At 35.9% G+C, this 18,906-nt stretch carries 15 protein-coding genes; 1 reads left to right on the top strand and 14 read right to left on the bottom strand.

The window, feature by feature from the left end; translation table 11 throughout:
* Positions 1-68 precede the first annotated feature (68 nt).
* From AC3EA5_RS10840 to AC3EA5_RS10775, 14 genes are all read right to left on the bottom strand, one after another.
* Positions 69-1,463 (bottom strand): alkaline phosphatase, encoded by a 1,395-nt coding sequence (locus tag AC3EA5_RS10840; RefSeq protein ID WP_488608363.1) that lies wholly within the window; start codon positions 1,461-1,463, stop codon positions 69-71.
* 621 nt (positions 1,464-2,084) lie between these two features.
* The gene (locus tag AC3EA5_RS10835; RefSeq protein WP_488608362.1) at positions 2,085-2,765 is read right to left on the bottom strand and encodes a response regulator transcription factor; all 681 of its coding nucleotides are present in this window, start codon (positions 2,763-2,765) and stop codon (positions 2,085-2,087) included.
* A 15-nt stretch (positions 2,766-2,780) separates the two neighbouring features.
* On the bottom strand, positions 2,781-4,145 hold the full coding sequence (locus AC3EA5_RS10830) for a HAMP domain-containing sensor histidine kinase (protein ID WP_488608361.1): 1,365 nt from the start codon (positions 4,143-4,145) through the stop codon (positions 2,781-2,783).
* A gap of 212 nt (positions 4,146-4,357) precedes the next feature.
* Entirely contained in the window at positions 4,358-4,930 is a 573-nt protein-coding gene (locus AC3EA5_RS10825; protein WP_488608360.1) for a YdhK family protein, read from the bottom strand.
* A 103-nt stretch (positions 4,931-5,033) separates the two neighbouring features.
* Positions 5,034-5,945 carry a cupredoxin domain-containing protein gene (locus tag AC3EA5_RS10820; RefSeq protein ID WP_488608359.1) on the bottom strand — a complete coding sequence of 304 codons (912 nt, stop codon included), beginning with the start codon at positions 5,943-5,945 and terminating at the stop codon, positions 5,034-5,036.
* Between the two features lie 63 nt (positions 5,946-6,008).
* The gene (locus AC3EA5_RS10815; RefSeq protein WP_488608358.1) at positions 6,009-7,082 is read right to left on the bottom strand and encodes a stage II sporulation protein P; all 1,074 of its coding nucleotides are present in this window, start codon (positions 7,080-7,082) and stop codon (positions 6,009-6,011) included.
* A 422-nt stretch (positions 7,083-7,504) separates the two neighbouring features.
* Complete coding sequence (locus tag AC3EA5_RS10810; RefSeq protein ID WP_488608357.1) at positions 7,505-8,296, bottom strand: cupin domain-containing protein; 792 nt, start codon at positions 8,294-8,296, stop codon at positions 7,505-7,507.
* A gap of 251 nt (positions 8,297-8,547) precedes the next feature.
* A complete protein-coding gene (locus tag AC3EA5_RS10805; RefSeq protein ID WP_488608356.1) occupies positions 8,548-8,961 on the bottom strand; it encodes a VOC family protein in 414 nt (137 codons plus the stop codon).
* 292 nt (positions 8,962-9,253) lie between these two features.
* Complete coding sequence (locus tag AC3EA5_RS10800) at positions 9,254-9,685, bottom strand: SRPBCC family protein (RefSeq protein ID WP_488608355.1); 432 nt, start codon at positions 9,683-9,685, stop codon at positions 9,254-9,256.
* Positions 9,686-9,750: 65 nt separating this feature from the next.
* Entirely contained in the window at positions 9,751-10,461 is a 711-nt protein-coding gene (locus AC3EA5_RS10795; protein WP_488608354.1) for a DNA alkylation repair protein, read from the bottom strand.
* Between the two features lie 78 nt (positions 10,462-10,539).
* Positions 10,540-10,914: a hypothetical protein gene (locus tag AC3EA5_RS10790; RefSeq protein ID WP_488608353.1), complete on the bottom strand. Its 375-nt coding sequence runs from the start codon at positions 10,912-10,914 to the stop codon at positions 10,540-10,542.
* Between the two features lie 123 nt (positions 10,915-11,037).
* The gene (locus tag AC3EA5_RS10785; RefSeq protein WP_488608352.1) at positions 11,038-11,991 is read right to left on the bottom strand and encodes a hypothetical protein; all 954 of its coding nucleotides are present in this window, start codon (positions 11,989-11,991) and stop codon (positions 11,038-11,040) included.
* 188 nt (positions 11,992-12,179) lie between these two features.
* Positions 12,180-12,983 (bottom strand): hypothetical protein, encoded by an 804-nt coding sequence (locus AC3EA5_RS10780; RefSeq protein ID WP_488608351.1) that lies wholly within the window; start codon positions 12,981-12,983, stop codon positions 12,180-12,182.
* Between the two features lie 11 nt (positions 12,984-12,994).
* Complete coding sequence (locus AC3EA5_RS10775; protein ID WP_488608350.1) at positions 12,995-16,810, bottom strand: DEAD/DEAH box helicase; 3,816 nt, start codon at positions 16,808-16,810, stop codon at positions 12,995-12,997.
* An 814-nt stretch (positions 16,811-17,624) separates the two neighbouring features.
* Between AC3EA5_RS10775 and AC3EA5_RS10770 the strand changes: the two genes are divergently transcribed.
* Positions 17,625-18,647, top strand: coding sequence for an IS1595 family transposase (locus AC3EA5_RS10770; RefSeq protein WP_488608349.1), 1,023 nt, complete (start codon positions 17,625-17,627; stop codon positions 18,645-18,647).
* The last annotated feature ends 259 nt before the right edge of the window (positions 18,648-18,906 follow it).

Genomic DNA, 18,906 nt, shown 5'->3' with positions numbered 1-18,906 from the left:
AGAGGCTGACTCTATATCTAAATGTCAGCCTCCCATACTTTCTTTCTCCGTTTAATCTAAACCAATCCCTACTTATCGTTAATAACAGTTTTATTTTCCTTTTTCCCTTTTTCTAAAATATCAAAAATGTTTTTTGCAATGTCAATATTGTCAATTTGACCCGCAAAACGTTTTGCGGATGGTCCAAATGCATAGACAGGAACATCTTCACCAGTATGGCCTCCAGTAGTCCACCCAGTGCTAGAACGGTTGTCGAAAATCTTTTCAATTGCATTATCAATATCGATTACTTTTTTAGAAATCGAAGCATCTTTAACAGATTTAATTTCCTCACTAGTTAAATCAAGATCAATATATTCTTTTAACGTTTCTTCAATATCAGCACCATTAACAATTTCTTCTGCCATGAAATCTGGTGTTCTTTTTGCTGCTTTAATTGGCGCACCGTCCCAGTTATATATACCATTTGCACCAATAGAATAACCGCCTGTAGAGTGGTCAGCAGTTGCGATGACTAGTGTATGCTTGTCCTTTTTTGCAAAATCAATTGCTGCTTTAAATGCTTTTTCAAAGTCTTCCATTTCACTCATCGCAGAAACGATGTCATTGTCATGACCCGCCCAATCAATTTGGCTTCCTTCTATCATTAAAAAGAAACCATCTTCATCTTTATTTAAACGATCAATTGCAGAATTAGTCATTTCTTCTAATGATGGAATGTCCTCTGTACGGTCAATCATCTTTGGCATTCCGCGTTTCGCGAATAACCCAAGTACCTGTTCGTTCTCATCATTTAAAAGCTCATCTTTGTTTGTTACATAACTAAAACCGTCTTTTTGGAATTCTTCAACAAGATCACGATCGTTACGAACAAATAAATCAGTTCCTCCACCAAGAAGAACATCCACTTTATGTTCACCATTTACCAGGTCATCATAATAATCATTTGCAATAGCATTCATATTTTTACGACTTTCATCATGTGCACCAAATGATGCAGGAGTAGCATGTGTAATTTCAGAAGTTGCGACAAGTCCAGTTGCTTTCCCGCGTTCTTTCGCAGATTCCAATACAGTTATTACTTCTGATCCATCATTATCAACCCCGATGGCATTATTGTATGTTTTAATACCAGCGGACATTGCTGTTGCAGCGGAAGCTGAGTCAGTAATATTTTGAACTGGATCTTCTGGATAGGTCATTTGTTGACCAACAAGATATTTATCAAGCTCTGTTCGTTTCGCGAATTTCGAGTCAGAGCTATCTTGTAAATAACGATATGCGGTTGTATACGATACTCCCATGCCATCCCCAATAAGGACAATAACATTTTTTATTTCTGCATTGTTTGACTTTACATCTTTTGCCTCAGCGGTAGAAAAAGTTCCTCCTAAACTACCAACTGCAACTGTAGTCATAACTGCTAAGGGTAAAAGTTTTTTTGTCAATTTTTTATTGATCATTATGTTTTCCTCCTCCTCTTATCTTGAATTTATTATATTTCTTTAGTTTTAATATGATATTAAGTGGGTGTAACGATATTGTAAGTTGCGTGATAGGAGGTAGAAAGAATCAGAGAATGGTTTTTTTATGAGGAATTGAAATCAGTGTAATTACTAAAAAGGGGTTCCCGTATCATAAAACTCTTATTTATTGTATTAATAGAACTGCAATTAATATCGTCTTAGTAAAATACTTATAGAAAGATCACTGAAGGAATTTACATGAGGTTTACAAACCTGAATTATAGTTAACATAATGTGTTGAATATAATTGAATACAAAGTTACTCAACATATGACCAACATTTCAGGAATAAAAAATGGCAGAGGCTATATTTACGCCATCTGCCATTTTCTCTTTGGTTACTGTTTTGACAAGTTCAAATTTGTTCCTAAAATAATTATGATAAGAAATATTTTGTTCCATAAGTTTAAAAGTCAATTCCTGTGTGGTTTTCCGCCATTTTTTCTAAAAGACATCTTTGGTGGTATATCCTTTTTTATTATCGAAAGAAATATATGGAATATAGAAGTATTTATTTTAAGCAACCAATTTCACCTAATTATTACTCACTGTTAGACATCACTTCCATTTATAACCAATCCCCCAAACAGTGTGAAGAAATTGATCTGTAGAAAAACCAGCATTCTTAAGTTTGTCTCTCAAGTTTCGAATATGCGAGTCAACCGTACGAATGTCAGTGGTTGAATGATAATCCCAAGCAAGGAAAAGTAATTGATCCCTCGTAAATGTACGTTTCGGTTGACTAATTAAAGCTTCGATTATTTTATATTCTTTCATCGTTAAGGCCACATGTTTATTTTGAAAGTTTAAAGTATATGATTGTGTGTCCAATTCATACTCCTCGTACTTAATTATCTTTTGCTCCTCTACTTGATCATTAGACACCCGTCTGAATAATGCATTCACCCTTGCAAGTAATTCTTGATCGTCAAAAGGCTTTGTTAAATAATCATCCGCACCAAAATTTAATCCTTTAACGATATCAGACTTATCTGTTCTTGCTGTTAACATTAAAATTGGAACGACCGTTCGTATCCTTATTTCTTTACATGTTTTCCAGCCGTCCATAAATGGCATCATCACATCCAATATAACCAAATGAATTTCCTCTTCATCAAGAATTTCCAATGCATCTTCCCCACTTTTAGCCTTTATGCATTTATAGCCCTTGGGCATTAAAAATAATTCCAGCAAATCCAACATTCTTTGTTCATCGTCTACTAATAAAATTGTTTTCAATTACATGCTCCCTTCCTAGATTATGACGGTAAATTGACTACCTTTTCCAAGTGCACTCTTCACATCTATTGTGCCACCATGAGCCACCACTAAATCTTTCACAATAGAAAGACCTAATCCTGAACCTCCAAAATCACGTGAACGAGATTTTTCAACTCTAAATAATTTTTCAAAGATGTGGGTAAAATCATTTTCATGTATACCAATACCTTGATCGAGAACGGAAATCTCGGTCTTATTGTTGTTTTTTTGTGTTATAGCTAAAGTAGTTGTTGTTCCTTCAGAAGAGTATTTAAGAGCGTTATCCAATAAGTTCAGCACGATTTGCTCCAACCGCAATGGATCAGCGAGCATCTCAAAGTCTTCATTACAATCCACTATTAAGTTAATTCCTTTCATATTAAATGACGGTAACACCCTTTCATATAAATGGAGAAAGAAAGGTAATACTTGAATGGATTGTTTAGAAACAGTAAAACTATTATCATCCATTTTAGCTATGTCAAAAAGATTCTTTACCAATTTCGTCATCCGTAATGATTCTTCATCAATAATTGAGAGATATTTTTTACGTTCCTCATCATTTAACTCCGGTCGCATAGCAACCTTCGAGTATCCCGATAAATAAGTAAGTGGAGTTCGAAGTTCATGGGAAATCGATGCTAAAAATTCCATTCGGTCTTTTTTTACTCGTTCTAAATCAGATGCTAATTTTCGAATAGCATTTGATAAATCACCTAGCTCATCATTTCCTTGTTTTGGTAGTGTGACATTAAATTCACCTTCACTTAATTTTTCTGTTGCTTCTTTCATCCGAATTAACGGTCGAGTTAAGAATTTAGAAAGTATTAGATACACAATACATAATGAAATTAAACTAGCTAATCCAGCTAAAATAAAATGGAAATTAAGTTTATTAACAAGGGTTTGAAGATCCTTGGTGCTTTGAAAAAGTAAGACATAGCCAGCTTGTTGTCCGTTTACATTGTAAGGATGCAAACTGATGATATACTCCTCTTTTTTCCAGTTTCTTTCAACGATTCGATCTTCGTTAAATTTACTATCTGAAAAACCACTTATAAGTATTTCTAAATTTGTCTGATTTTCTTCTGAGCTAATTAATAAGTTATAATCATCGTCTGTTATAGCAACTTGTTTAGCACTGTTATATTCCATCAACGAAATATGACGCATTGTATTTTTGGAATAACTGTCTTCAAGTGCGTCACGGTGATTGGAACCTCTTGAAACCAATTGTGAAAATTCCTCATTCACTCTCGAATGAATGATTGTTTGATGGAGATATAACATGAGTAACGATTCCATAACGAGAACGGTGAGGAAAAAATAAGCAGCCAATTTTACAGATATTACATTCATGCAATACCCCCTTCCTTCTGACCTATAATACTTGATAAATATGAAGAAACTATGCAGTTACCAAATGATCAATTCAATAATAATTCTGTAAAGAATCATCTTATTTACCCTATTTTATCATCAATTATTTGGATCTTAATATGCAAAAAAGAGCTTGTTCCTTTGGGAATAAGCTCTTTTTACATATTGATGAATATTTATTTCTAAAAAATTTAGTTCGTAGAAAGTTCACTTTCCGTTACCCACTTGTGATTTGTTACCTTTTCTCCTCCAATTGTTGAAGTGTAATCAATCATATAAACAACTGTTTTTTCACTAAAGTCAATTTCAGCAATTGCTCCATCCATTCCCTCCATGTGGTCTGCTTCTATTATAACTTCTGAACCTGTCTCAAATGTTTCTTCGCCAGCATCTTTAATTTCTTCTTGAATGACCCATTTGTGATTAGTCACTCTCTCTCCACCATTTGTTGGTGTATATGAAATAATGTACGCAGTAGTATCAAAAGCACCTACGATAGTTGCTTCAGCACCATTCATACCTTCCATGTGATTGGCTTGAATAATCGCTTGGCTTCCTACTTCAAATGTTGGATTTTCAGATACTTTTAGTCCTTCAGGAACTTCACCAGAACCTGAGTGATTCATATCCATACCTTCGTGTGCGTTGGAATTTGATTCCATGTTCATGTTTTCATGATTTACTTCTTCTTTTTCCTCACCACAAGCTGCTAATGTAACTACCATAAAAACAGTAATCATTAACATTAATAATTTTTTTGGCATTATTTTTCCTCCTAATTGTTCGAGTAAAACTAACTATACACGATAATTATGGAGAAATTATGCAGACACTATATTAACGAACATCTATTTAGAAAGATTTAAATTAGTGAACTACCAATTGCCCAATCATTCCACTTTCCTTATGACCAGGAATTGTACAATAAAATTCATACGTTCCACTTTGATTGATTACAACTGTCGTTTCACTTGTTTTTTGAGCCTCAGCATGTAAATGTAGTACGTTCTCTAAAACCTCATGATGGTGCGTATTATGAGTAGATTTCGTAATTGTTTTAAAAGACAAGTTTACAATTTCTATATCATGTTCTATTTGATCCGAATTAATTAATTGAAATGTAGTAGGCTTGTTCTTTTCAACAACTATTTCATTCGGCGAGTAATTCATTTCAGTCGTTTCAATCACAATGTTTTGTGTTTCCTTATCAGAAACGTGATGCATACCTTTTTCAGAGTTAGGAGATGCGAATTTCAACACTTCTTTTTCTAAAGAATGCCCTAAAAGTAAAACGCACCCAATAATAAGCGAAACTGAAATCGGTTTAATTAATGCACTGATTTTATTTATCGTATCTTTGGCTGAGGTAGACAAGATGATCAACAAATAAATTGTGCAGCATGACATGAGCAAGAACATTTTAATGAACACGTTAGCTTGTTCGGCCGGAATCATTTCTCCTAGCATCGCACCCATCATGCCACCCATTAATCCTGACAATACCCCTTCAATTGATGAAATAAGATTAAAACTTCCCCCGCACATCGCACCGGCTACTATTCCAAAAATCATTCCTAAAATCGTAGAAATAAATAAATTCCCTTGGAATATAACTCCGAACATTATGCCTGCGGTTAAACCTACAGACATACCTAAAAACATGGAAACAATCATTGCAGCCATCAGTGTAAAATGTTTCTTCCTTCTTAGAGCTAATAACATCGTTAAAATTGTTATGCCGGCTAATACAATCAAAACATATAAATGAAAATCACTCATTAGCATTACCACCTTAGGGTACATGCTATGTTTAAGCAACAAATTTAATGATATTTCTTTTCACTAATTTGTTATTTCTTTGTGCCAATAATAATCGCTAATGACATCAGCTAACAATTCTGTACTCCTATGAAGTTCTTCTACTGTATTATCAACCCCGCCAATTTCAATAATTACTGAATTCGGAGACAGATCTTGGTTGTAAATGCCATTTCCACTACTACCATCTTTTTGAATTACGCCCTTCGATAAATCGGGGTATTGAGCTGAGAGCATTTCATCTAGTGCTTCAGCAAAATTAAGATTGCTTTCAAAATCCTCATAGCCTGTTCCAACCACAAATAACAGCCGAGCATGGTTTTCTCCATTTAATTTGATAGTAGTAGAATCTTTGTTCAAAGAATCCCGATGGACGTCTAAAAACAAATCTAAATCATTATTTTCTTTGAGAGCAGCCTGAACTAAGCCTCTCGAAGTAGCATACGAACTACTGTAGTCCAACTCTCGGAATTCTAGTATTTTTACTATGTCACTAGAATCTACTTCCGTTCCAATCCCTCTTCTCTCTAGTGCTCTTCCAAGCATTTCCCCAACTAATGTAATATTTGCTGTCTCATGGTAAGCTTCTTCCGGTAGTAGAGTGTCTTTGAGATAAGGTAAGAATGATTCTCTACTATGAGTGTGATAAATAAATACAACTTCTTTTCCAAAAGTTGAATGTGATTTTTTAATTTTCTTTGGGGATTCTATATTATTAAAAATTGCATCAATATTCTTTATGGTGAGATCTCTATCTTTAAAAAGATTCTTCATAGTTGGTTGAAATTCATCTCTGTCTTGAACATTCGTGTGAATTTTTGACTTTTTATCCACATTACTTTTAGAATCAACTAAATTATCTTGAGGATTAGTATAATCGAATAATTTCTTTAATGTCCCCGATTTCAAACTTGTTAAAGAATGTGAATGCTCTTCAAATACATTTACTTTTACTTTGTTTGAATCATAAAAAAATGATAAAAAAAAGACGATCATAAGCCAAATAATAAACAGAAAAATAGCCATAAACAGTAAAATCTTTAGTAAAGGTTTTATATTAGTTTTATTTTCTTCATTTTTCTTATTTCTTGTAAGCATTTGTTTTTTAAGTCCCACCTATTCCAGAATAAAAAGATAACTAATCATAACACTTTATTATGGTTCTGGAAGTTTTAGATAGAGTTTGGTATACATTTTACATTTCCACTTAAATGATAACTTAGACAAGAAAATAAATAATTTCAACAAAAAACAGCTCATCTTCTATACACATAACTTAGATTAGTATTGATAACAAATGAGGGTAATGCTCAATTAATTCGATTGTTGAATACCATTCTGCAAAACAAATAACTTTATCCCATTTTTTACTTTCTTATGATTTTAGATAATTCATAAAAAAATTTTAGGTATCAGAAGCTATAAGAAAATACGATGATTATCATCCTCATTATTAATTTCACATACAAAAACGTCAATCCCTTATGGATCAACGCTTTGTCTATAATTTATTAGGTTCGCTACATATTTTTACTTTGTTGAAGAAGTTTTGATTCTCCAGTACGTTCCCATTCTTCTACCGTCTCGTATGCTTTTTGAGGCGAATACCCTTTACCTACAAGAACCCCCATTAGAATAAATTCTTGAAGAATGTGTGTAGCGTTTATGCCTCTTTTCACATCTTCTAATCCTTCATCGACTAGATATTCTGTATATCGAACCCATTCATCAGGAGTCCTTCCAGAATTATCGGTATTTCCATTGCCATGACTATGTTCTTTTTCCGCAGCTAGTGCTTCGGCTTTAGTTTCATGTACAGTACCAAATGGATGATTTGGAGGTGCATAAATCGAGTAAAGTTTTAATGGTTCAGTACCTGTATTGGTTAAATTATGCCATGTGCCAGCAGGTATTACAATTGCAGAATCATCATAGACATTTCTTTGAAAATTCAAGTGATCCTTACGCTTGCCCATTTGAACGATTCCCTGTCCTTGTTCAATACGAAGGAATTGGTCCACATCGGGATGCATCTCTAAACCGATATCTTCTCCAACATTGAGACTCATTAACGTAACTTGTAAATGTTCTCCGGTCCATAAAGCCGTTCGATACGTATCATTTTGCTTCGTTGCTTCATTGATATTAACAACAAAAGGTTTTGGTCCATAATCTTTTAATAAAATACTCTCAGCATTGTTTGAAATGTCGGTTCCTTGAGGAAAAGCTTGGTAAGGATACTGTCTGCCGCAGGTACACATGGGTACATGAACGTAATGAGGACACTGATACATATGAGGAACATAGTACATTTTCTCAATCCCTTCACAGTTTATACAAATAACGTATGCACCTGAGCATTGGGATGTACTTCACATCCTTCACATAATCTGGCACGATTCTTCGAAAAAATAGCGTTTGGTGCTTTTAATATAGCGTTTCAAACCGATAATATGGCGTAACAATCCATTAATTTGGCGATAGACCAAACTCTGAGGCTTCTGCAGACGCAGAAGCTTACTTCGCATAGTCAGGGTTTAACATAATGCGACCAACCAACATGCTAACTGTTTGGATAACTACACAGTTCAATTAAAGTGCCATCTGTTGAAACGGGATTTAAATAAATAAGCCTTCTTCCCCGAATATTTGTACGGAGTGTGTCTTCTAGAAATTGAACTCCATCTTTACGTGCCTCCTGTATCGCTTTATCCAAATCGTCCACTCGATAAGCGATATGGTGTACCCCTTTTCCTCGCTGCTTTAGAAATCGAGCAATTGGTGAGTTCTTGTTAGTTGGAGCTAATAATTCAATTATTTTATCATTCGTTTTAACAACAGCAACATGTACTTCAACACCAGGAGTATCACTTGTATAGCGATCCTCTAGTGAACCATTTAGTACATGTAGATAAAAGGGAAGAGCGTCATCAATATTGCGAACAGCAATTCCTACGTGATCGAGAACATATTCCATTACATAGCCTCCGTTCTGTATTTATATCCTACATGAATCTTTCATCAATTTTACACGTATAGATAGATAAAATGACCGATTGGAGCTAATTGCATGGATCTTATTTTATGGATTACGGTTTTATCTGGAACATTTATCGCTATATACGCAGCTAAAAAAAGAAAAACGAAATAATGAACCCACTTGATGTGGCACTTACTTAAGAAAATAGACTCCTTATGAAGGAGTCTAAGTCAATCACATTAATTTGAACACTAAATCCAAGTCTGTCATCTTCATGTGACAGAATTTTTTATTCCATAATTTTCTTAAGAAGTTGTAAATCTTTTTCATTTGCTCTCTTCATCATTAAACCCATGAAAGGTTTTGCAAGTATAGAAAAACCAGTAGGTGTTCCTTGATTAATCAGAGACATCTTGGTGGATTCAGTACCGTCATTCTCCCACTCGTAAATCGTCATCATAGGAAAAGGACCATTGGCAGTCTCCATGACAAGCTTTTTCATCGGAATGAGTTCCTTGATTTCATATGTGTATGCCAGGTCCCGTCCTAAGAATTTAGCATGGAATGCAATTTGATTACCCACTTTCAGCGATTGACCAGTCTTCCATTCGGCACTATCAATATTTTTATACCATAAGGGTGCATTATCAGGAGCAGCCGAAAAATTCACTACTTCCTCTAACGGTTTATGAATCAGTATATTCGTTTTAACTACAAGCACTATAGATTCTCCTAAAATTATAGAATTTATTGGTTTGAATCAGGACATTCCAAGGAGGAAAAACTTTAACATCTTACATGTTTACGTTTAAAACCAAGCTGCCCTCTGTCTAAAGCTTTTTGAATATTTTCGGAAGCAAGTAGGATACTGGTTTTTTTCTTTACTCGATTGATTTCGACTGGTCCTATTGCTTTTGCAGTTTCAACCGCTCGTTCATGGAGAGGTACATATGATATTGCAACAGTGTAGACAAAATTATTCATAGAAGATTTCGTTCGATCTGGTGAATCATGAATTGTTTTTTCCACCTGTTCAAGCATACCGGCAAGTTTGCTAGTACTGAATTCCTCATCCTTTCGATTCCCCAAAAGCCAGCAATAGCAACTCCAACCTGCCGACATTCTAAGTTCTTCACCACTTGCGATCCATTTATCTGCAACAGCTTGTGCGAAATCAGTTTCAGCTAAAGTAACCGAAACCACATGATCGGAAATCATATAAAAATAAGCTGCATCGATCCAGCGCTCGAAATCCGACTCAGTCATACTCGTCGTATCCGCAATCATACCGGCCAAATACATAGCGTCGTAATTTCCCGTTGCATAAAGTTGTTCAGCTACAAGCTGATTTCCCTTTACTTTTTTAGCAATCGGCTTCATTTTACCTGTAGCCGCGCCAAATAGAGGTTCTTGTGCACCGTTACTGATATAAATCTTCTTCATTCGTTCATTACTAAGTGCTTCTAATTCCTGCATAGCCATTTCGAAATCCGTCATATTGATTTTCCTCCTTTTTAATAAACACTTTTGTTAATTCTCAATTAAAGTATAGATAGCAATTGCCTAACACTTATTTTATTTAGAATCTAAGACAAAAGTTTCCTCATGCTGATTATCCCATTTAATAGTAACTTCAATTTTTTCATTTTCTTGGGTTACCGAACAATTTTGACAAGACGATTTCATTGTAAAGTTAGCTCCTTGATGTTCTTCCGAAAACAGCTTACTTTCCTTAATACCGGTACCAACTTTAATCTCAATATTCTTAAGTATAGTGTTGCCATCTCCATTTTTATAGAAAAAAGTATAGCTTCCGTCCTCGTCATTGTCGTGAAGATTTACTGAGTATTTCCCTTCCCAGCTCTCACTTTCACCTGAGAATTCCATGTACTTTGACGAACATCCACCTAAAATATTTATTAACAACAAGAAAATAACTATTTTTTTCATGTTCCTTCATATCACCTTTTATAAATTAGTTACTAATTTTCACAAAAAGATAATTAGTTCAAAATGAAGTAAAGAATCTGTTAATCGTATTTACTTGTGGCTATTGAAGAGGCTAAAGAATGTTCAAGTAACATCTGTACTAACCATCTTTAGTTCACTTGTATTCTGATCAAAAAGCTCTAGAGCTGTGGAAGATACGATTTGATAATCGGTTTCTAACCATGCATTAATATTAGGCTCATAATCTTTTTTAAAAATGATAAAAGACAAGCTTTTTATAATTTTGTAAGAAGAATAGGGATGGGGGAAATTCGGATCATTTTTTGCATCGTTCAGGAATTTCTTTAAGATTAAGTGGTTTTTGGAATAAATAAGTTCTACTAGTTTTGCTCGATATTCTAATGCATCGGATTTCAATTCAGGAAAATGTGTGTAGTCATATAAATGCTGAGCTTCGTGTTTTAAATAGGATACTTGAAAACTGTCATCATCTAAGTTCTTGTAACGCTTCAAATTACAATACAACCCATTTTCATTTGCCCACCCTCCGACAGCTCTATTATTAAACGTGGCGTAACCCATCCAACCTTCCAATAAAAATTCTGACATCATATGTACAGAAACTGTAATCATTTGATTTGGTATTTCAACATCAAAATTCAATGTCTCCATACGCTTCCAAATATATGCGCCTCTAAATGGTGGCGTAACTCCACCCAAGAAATAATATCCTTTTTCAGAAAAAATAGAAGCCAACTCATTTTCGGTTTCATCTATATCTTCAGATGACTCCACGTTTAAATGCATCTTTAAACTATTATTCAAATTTAACTCAGCTTCACCCATTACTTCTACATTTGTTAATACAGTTCTAAAATAAGCATGATAAGCTGACACGACATCTTTAATCCAGGGATCTTCTGTCAGAATATTTTCATCTGAATTTTGCACAAAAAATCTCTCATTATATTTCTGCTGTAGTAATTCAATTTCTTTTGTTTTTGGCTGAATACAATTAAGGTATTCCATTGCTGAATTTATATCTCCTTGAAGACACAGCGAATAAAATTTATCCATTTAATTCATCCCCTTTAGCAATAGCAAATGTTTTACTCAGACTTTGACTTTCCAACAGTATTATTCCGTTTTATTTACATTACCATATTCTAGATTCAATTCCTTTTACTATTAAAATTTACTACGACAAATGAACTGTCAAATTAGTTTTTAATTTTCTTAAATTAATCTAAGATTGTTTAAACACTTTATTTGTCTATTTCTGTTTCTGGCTCGAAATACTGTTTTCTTAATCGACTTGCTTCTTTTTGATTCAGCTCCGTTTCAAAGGCTACATCAAAGCTGCCTGTCCACGTATTCCATACGCGTATAAAGACCAGATCTTCGGTTGTATCGTGTAAATGAAATTCGAAACATACTGCGGGTAAGGTTTCTTTAACCTGAATCGATGTGATTTCGTCAATTTGTTTCTGACCAGCATCCACTAACACTTCATAACCTGAATCTAAAATCATTTGGATTATTTGGTCGTCATTTAAGGTGGTGACATCCTTTTGCGGAGTGTCTTGTTCGATTCGGTATTCAGCTAAATCATCCGTGTCTTCAATCATTTGTTGCTCATAGTCATGAGTTAACACTTCTTGATGAAATGGACTATAAAAAAGGTCGATTTGTTCATCGGTTGGGTCATGGACAAATGTGCCTCGATTTAAATGTTCCGTTCCAAGAGGCGTCAGTTGGTACAAGCCTTCTGCTTTTTGGACCATTTTGTTTTGTTTTAATAAAGCCAGCATATGCTCGACAAAGATGGTTTCTACCGCTAAGAGTTCACCGATTTCATTCGCTTCTTTAACAGCTAATTTCTTTAGAATCTTCAAAATCATTTTCATTAAGACATCCATCTGACTTCTAACCACGGTTTTCATTTGAACATCCGCGAGTTGAATCGGAAAGACCCATGCTTCACTTCCAAGTAAACGCATATGAGGTTGTTCTGTAAACTGCTTGGCTATCTTCGCCATTTCTTTTTCGACTTGCGGATTGACACTCATTGCTTCACTTCCTACCTTTTGCTCGCTTCTAATACTTTTAAGCCCTCGTGTTTATTCACCACGTGTAATACGTGTTCAAACATTTTTCGTTGAGGTTCTTTCAATGCTTTTTGCGTGAACATATCCACACTTCCTACAATCATGAGGAGCTCGCGCGCTCTTGATAAGGCTACATTGAGTCGACGGTAATCTTTTAAGAAGCCAATATTGGCATCTGGTTGCAGATGGTTTCGTACAAAGCTGAGGATGATCACATCCATCTCCATCCCTTGGAATTTATCAACTGTTCCAGTTCGGGTGTGAAGATGTGGAAGGTCAAGCTCTTGGCTTAGCATACGGTCCACTTTCTTCACTTGTTCCCCATAGAAACTAATCACGCCGACTTTTTTCTTCACATGTTGATCTAGATCACCTTTTTGTTTCGCAGAGGCAGTCGCTTCATTTAAATCAAGCAACAACGCTCGAATTTGTGTCAGTTCAGCTGCATTATAAAAGCTTCGATTATGTTGTTCCCGCTCCTCTAAATAGCCTTTCGCGTTCGGCATATCATACCAAAGAATATGTTGACCACGTTTAAATTGCTTCCCATCGAGCAAGTGGTCCCGGTCTTTATTGGAGTCAGTCAAACCACACTCCAGTCCGTAGTTTTTCTCTAAGTAAAACGGGTTGATGGTTTCCATAATGTGCTCGTGCATTCGGTACTGAATACGTAGCGTAGCTTTGCTATCGTCAGGTAAGTCTTTAAAGAAACGCTCGAAAATAGATTCCTTCAAAATCGCTTTCAAATCAGCTTTTTCGGTTGGGTCTGTCATTTCTTCAAGCACTTCATCCATCGTGTCTTGTCCAACGAGTGGCGGTAATTGATGATGGTCCCCAACTAAGATGATTTTCTTCCCTTTTAGCATTGGCAATAACAGTTCTGGCGGCGTTGCTTTGGATACTTCATCAATAATGACCACGTCAAAATCGGGGTATTGATTCACGAAATCTTTACTTGCCGAAATGGAACAAGTAACTCCGATGACGTTTGCGTATTGGATATACAATTTCTTGATTTCATCTAAATCGTAAGCCGTAGATTCCTGAAGCATTTCTTGCCATTCCAAGCGTATGTCGTTCGATACGCTCAACAACGTCTCTTTCCTTCTAAGTTCACTTAATTGGCCAGACTTCTGTTCATAATCCGATTTCACTTTGCTAAGTAAAGCGTCGAAGTCGATTAAAACAATCTCTTCTAATTCGGACATTTCGTGAGCAAATGATTCTTGCTTTTGTTGTTCATCAGACGTTTTTTGTTGTAATTCATCAATCGTCGTTTTGAACTGCGTCATTTCATGCTGACGTTTTTGCACAACGGCTTGTTGCGCAGCAGATGCTTGTTCTAAACCTTCTACGTAACTCTCTTCCGTTCCCAGTTGTTCAAGTTCTAACTTCTTCTCCCCAAGAACTTTTTCCACTTCATGCAGTGGTGCTATTGCAACCTCATTCATTTCCAATAAAGACTGTTCAACAGAGACAATCTCTTCATCGAGTGTCGCTAGTTTTGGGTCCAATAAAGAAATCTCAACCTCTACTTCTTGCTGACGAGTAACAAGTGCTTGTCCAACAACTTCTTTTAACTTTTCAAAAGTCGTTAAAATCTCATTCTTAATCTGTTCATTCCCTTGACCTTGAGAAACCTTGTTTTTAAAAAACGCGGTACGAGAAGCTTTTAAAACCACCATATGTTCATAAATCGCCGATAACTTTTGGCGATCCGCTTGTTGCAAAGGCTCTCGGAACGCATTCATTTGTTTCGTATAATCCCGGAAAGCATCGATTACTTTTTTCACATAAACATCTTCTAGCTTTACTCCTGTTACGTGAGGCAACATCGATATTTTCTTTGCTAGCATTTTCATATTGTATTGGTGAGCATGCAACTGTTGCTCAGCATACGTAATGGCTTTATTCAAAGTAGCATCTACTTCAGAATGGTTCCCTAATTGCATGGAAGCTTGATAATTCACACGCAATTGACCCATCTGTTGAATTAGCGAGTCGATTTCATTTGTTCGAGTCCATTCATCCCGTCCGATTAAAGCTTGCAGTTCCGGGATTTTTTTCACATGAGGAGTTTGCTCAGCTGCATGTACAAAAGATGCTAGTTGATCTTGAAAACCTTTAAGTTGGACTTCAGCATTCTGACGCTCGCTTCGTTTATTCTGAAGTGACATCTCAACTTGTAAATAGGCGAACTGTTTCTGAAGTTCATTAACTCCATCTAAAAGTCGTGAATGCAGTTTTGCGAATTCACCCGTTCCAGCGTATAAGGCGACCTGATTGTTTAATCGCGCATATCTGCTTTTCGCATCTTCTAAAATGTCTTCGCTCATATTTAATTGACGTTCGAATTGGCTCTTTTTGCGATTCAACTCTTGAACGTACGTCTGACTTGTTTCCAAATCGAGCTTTAGTTTGCTTAATTTTTCTTTCGCTTGAGCCTTTTCAACTTTCTTTGTTTCAAGCTCTTCTATTTCAATCTTTAAATACGAGACGGTTTCTTCGGTATCTTTAATCGCAGCCAGTAAGGCATGTCCTTCTTTTTCGAACTGATTCACATGCGTTTGAATCGACGAAAGCGTCTGCTCTTTCCAGTAAAGGGCCACTTGCTCTTCCACAAAGCGCTGCCCTTCTTCCTCGATACTTTCACTTCGACCAATACGTAAAATTCGAATGTCTTGGTCCTTCATCAATTTACCGAGTGCATTATCTACCGCTAAATTCGATTGAGAAGCGACAAGCGTTTTCAATCCCATCTTCGCGTGCTGATAACAAATTTCAGATATAACCGTGGTTTTCCCGGTTCCAGGGGGACCTTGGATCACATACATATCATTTGCAGCAATCGCGCCTTCTACTGCCTGTCTTTGAAACTCATTTAGATTTTGTTTGAAGGATAAGTCCTCTGGTACTTTGCCTTTTCGCACAGTTGGTCGTTTTTCAAATAGTAGCTTTTCAAGATTCGGGTTAACCGCCCAACCATTTTCAAGACGCTTAAAGCCATCTTTTAATCGATTGATTTGTGCCATTTCCGCTACATTATCAAATGCGAGTTTACCGCTCGCAGGCACTCGCCATTTTCCTGTTCGTGCCTTTTCTTGAAGATCTCTGCCTAGTTCCACATCGATACTTCGCTTACCTATTTGAACTTGTACAACATTCCCTAGGCTTTGGTTCGTCTCCACTAATTTAACAGCTGACCTTTTATAATATTTATCAAATCCGTTTGGTAGCTTTTGTAGTTCAAACGTTACTTTGCGGAAATCAGGACTTAATCGTGCTCCTCGAATGCCTATCTCCAGTCGATCCACATCTGCGTTTCGCTCCATTACATGTAAATAAGATTCCCAACTTGAAATCCGTTTCTTTACATACTCCGATCGGTCGGAAGCAATGGGTAAAGATTGAATGATTCGATATAGAGTTAGTGTCATTTCAGTAGATACTAGCCCTTTACGATCAAACGCCATCTTCATGTGCAGATGTCGGTTATTTCCTAATTGCAGACGCTTCTTCGTGATGTAAAAATGAGAAACCTCAAGCCCATTCCCAATCCATTCACATTCCATAACCGGGGTGCCTTCAATTGTTTCTGAATCTATATATAACGACACGCGTCGCTGATTTGCCTGTCCATCTGCAAGACGTTCCATATGCACTTCCACAATGGGAGATGCATTCAACAAGCTTGTCAATTCATCTACCATTTTCGGCTTACTCTTTTTAAACCGACTGCTCACAGCTAAGTTGCACCGCGTCACATCTATACTTTTCACCACACTCACAACCAAAACACTCCTAACCCGTCCAAACCATATCTTCCTATTGTAAAGGATTGTGGTCCTCAAATCGACCATCCATTCATAAACCTTTTTGACCGTTTTGGGAAATAAAGAATTGTCACCTTTGACTACTTTAAAAAAAACGACTGAAGTTTAATGCGTTCACTAATTTCCACTTAAATGGACTGTTCTTTTTTGTTGATTTGGAAATGTTTTAAACTGATATGATGGTAACACCATAATTAGCGACACATTTAATAGATCGATTGTTTTCACTCTATGTCATCATATTAATCCTTTTAACATTTCAAAAGATGATAGCTACTCGAACTTAATAATTTTGAATAAAGCTATACAACAACTTATACATTTGAAAGACAAAGCACAAATTGAAAAGTTCTTAAAAGCTTAAAGCATTCAAAAAAGCAAATAGAAAAAGTAAACAAATTACGACTGAAATGTAACAATGCAATAATCTAACTTTGGAAAATTAGTACTCATCTGCTTATACATAGAAAGAATAAATTGGTTTATTTGGAACTCCGTATGCGGTGAATCGCTCGTACGGTATGTATTAAGTCCTTATAGATGTAGTTATCGTGGTAAAGAACTAAATATCTTGGCAAAAAGAGAGGTCAATTCAAATGGAATTAACCTCTCTTTACCTTGTAATATATAGAGCTAGAATCTAGATTTCCGACCAACGAAGAACTGGATGTTTTTTTAAATGGCTATGTTAAAGTTATTGGTTGATTTTGTTTAAATCATCCTCTTTTGTAGTATCCTAACTGTACTAATAACAAAAGGGGTAATTCAAATGACATTAGCAAACATAATAAATGATATTTCTTCTTTAAACGATAGAGACAAAGAAGCGATTTTAGGATATCTAACTCGTCATTTCTCGCCGTCAGCTTCGCAACAAGGTGCATTAATTGGTGAATTGAGAGAGAGGAAGTTTTCGCATGGATTTCATTGCCGTCATTGTGGAAGTACATCAGTGGTTCGCCATGGCAAACGAGACGGTCGCCAACGATATAAGTGCAAAGACTGTTGTAAATTAAGCAGTGATTTGACCAACTCCCCTATGTATCGTTCGAAAAAGGCAGACAAATGGATTCCATTTATTGAGTGTATGTTGAATGGTCTATCACTTCGTAAAACGGCTAAAAAAATCGGCATCACTCACGTAACCGCTTTTTACTGGCGTCACAAAGTGTTGTCCGCTCTCTCAAAAGAAAGTATCGGTATTTTTGAAGGATTAGTAGAAGTAGATGAAACATACTTCTTAGAAAGCTATAAAGGACGAAGAGTTATTGAGAACCGTAAACCAAGAAAACGGGGCGGTTCCGCTACAAAAAGAGGTATTTCCAATGAACAAATCTGTGTATTAGTGGCTAGGGACAGAAACAAAACAACCCTTTCAAAGCGAGTCGGTTCAGGTAGAATTCTAATGGAACAAATTGATACCACCCTTACATCGCATTTTAAGCGTGATACGGTGCTTATTTCCGATGCCCACAATTCTTACAAATCGTATACATCTAAAACCGATTTGGAACACGTCATCATAAATGCCAGTAGGAAAGAATATGTAAAGAAAGGTATCTACCACCTCAATAATATTAATAATTACCATTCCCGTTTAAAGAATTGGATAAGTCGTTTTAATGGTGTTTCTACGAAGTATTTACAGCTTTATCTGGTGTGGTTTCAATTCCTTGACAATAGAAAAATGGAAAGTGATTTGAGCAAGAAAAAGCAAATGCTTATCTTGGCAAGTGTTCATGGAACATGGGAAACCGCAGATAAATTAAGACTGAGAGACATTGCATTCTAAGCGATAGAGACAAAAAATGCATATAAAAATGAGCTGGGAAATGTATCTCCAAGCTCATTGTATTTTGATGTCCGTTTTTTACTAAAGCACCCGTTCGTATTATAAGGTCAGCCAGATATTTCTGGTTGACCATTTTTTATATCGATATATGATAGCGGTAGCCGGGGTAGAACGTAAGCACCCGTGGGGCTAGTGATCCCGTCAACTAAACAGTTCGCCCCCTACTTGTAGAAACATGATTGAGGCTGGTTGGGACTCT

Source organism: Paenisporosarcina sp., from assembly GCF_057785155.1.
The sequence above is the reverse complement of the archived record's forward strand: the minus strand, read 5'-3'. Positions and strand labels throughout refer to the sequence as shown.

Coding starts and splice junctions, on each gene's coding strand:
- AC3EA5_RS10815 (WP_488608358.1), bottom strand. CDS start 7,082: ATGCTTACAAGAAATAAGAAAAATGAAGAAAATAAAACTAATATAAAA.
- AC3EA5_RS10820 (WP_488608359.1), bottom strand. CDS start 5,945: ATGAGTGATTTTCATTTATATGTTTTGATTGTATTAGCCGGCATAACA.
- AC3EA5_RS10825 (WP_488608360.1), bottom strand. CDS start 4,930: ATGCCAAAAAAATTATTAATGTTAATGATTACTGTTTTTATGGTAGTT.
- AC3EA5_RS10790 (WP_488608353.1), bottom strand. CDS start 10,914: ATGAAAAAAATAGTTATTTTCTTGTTGTTAATAAATATTTTAGGTGGA.
- AC3EA5_RS10785 (WP_488608352.1), bottom strand. CDS start 11,991: ATGGATAAATTTTATTCGCTGTGTCTTCAAGGAGATATAAATTCAGCA.
- AC3EA5_RS10810 (WP_488608357.1), bottom strand. CDS start 8,296: ATGTACTATGTTCCTCATATGTATCAGTGTCCTCATTACGTTCATGTA.
- AC3EA5_RS10840 (WP_488608363.1), bottom strand. CDS start 1,463: ATGATCAATAAAAAATTGACAAAAAAACTTTTACCCTTAGCAGTTATG.
- AC3EA5_RS10780 (WP_488608351.1), bottom strand. CDS start 12,983: ATGAGTGTCAATCCGCAAGTCGAAAAAGAAATGGCGAAGATAGCCAAG.
- AC3EA5_RS10830 (WP_488608361.1), bottom strand. CDS start 4,145: ATGAATGTAATATCTGTAAAATTGGCTGCTTATTTTTTCCTCACCGTT.
- AC3EA5_RS10770 (WP_488608349.1), top strand. CDS start 17,625: ATGACATTAGCAAACATAATAAATGATATTTCTTCTTTAAACGATAGA.
- AC3EA5_RS10795 (WP_488608354.1), bottom strand. CDS start 10,461: ATGACGGATTTCGAAATGGCTATGCAGGAATTAGAAGCACTTAGTAAT.
- AC3EA5_RS10805 (WP_488608356.1), bottom strand. CDS start 8,961: ATGGAATATGTTCTCGATCACGTAGGAATTGCTGTTCGCAATATTGAT.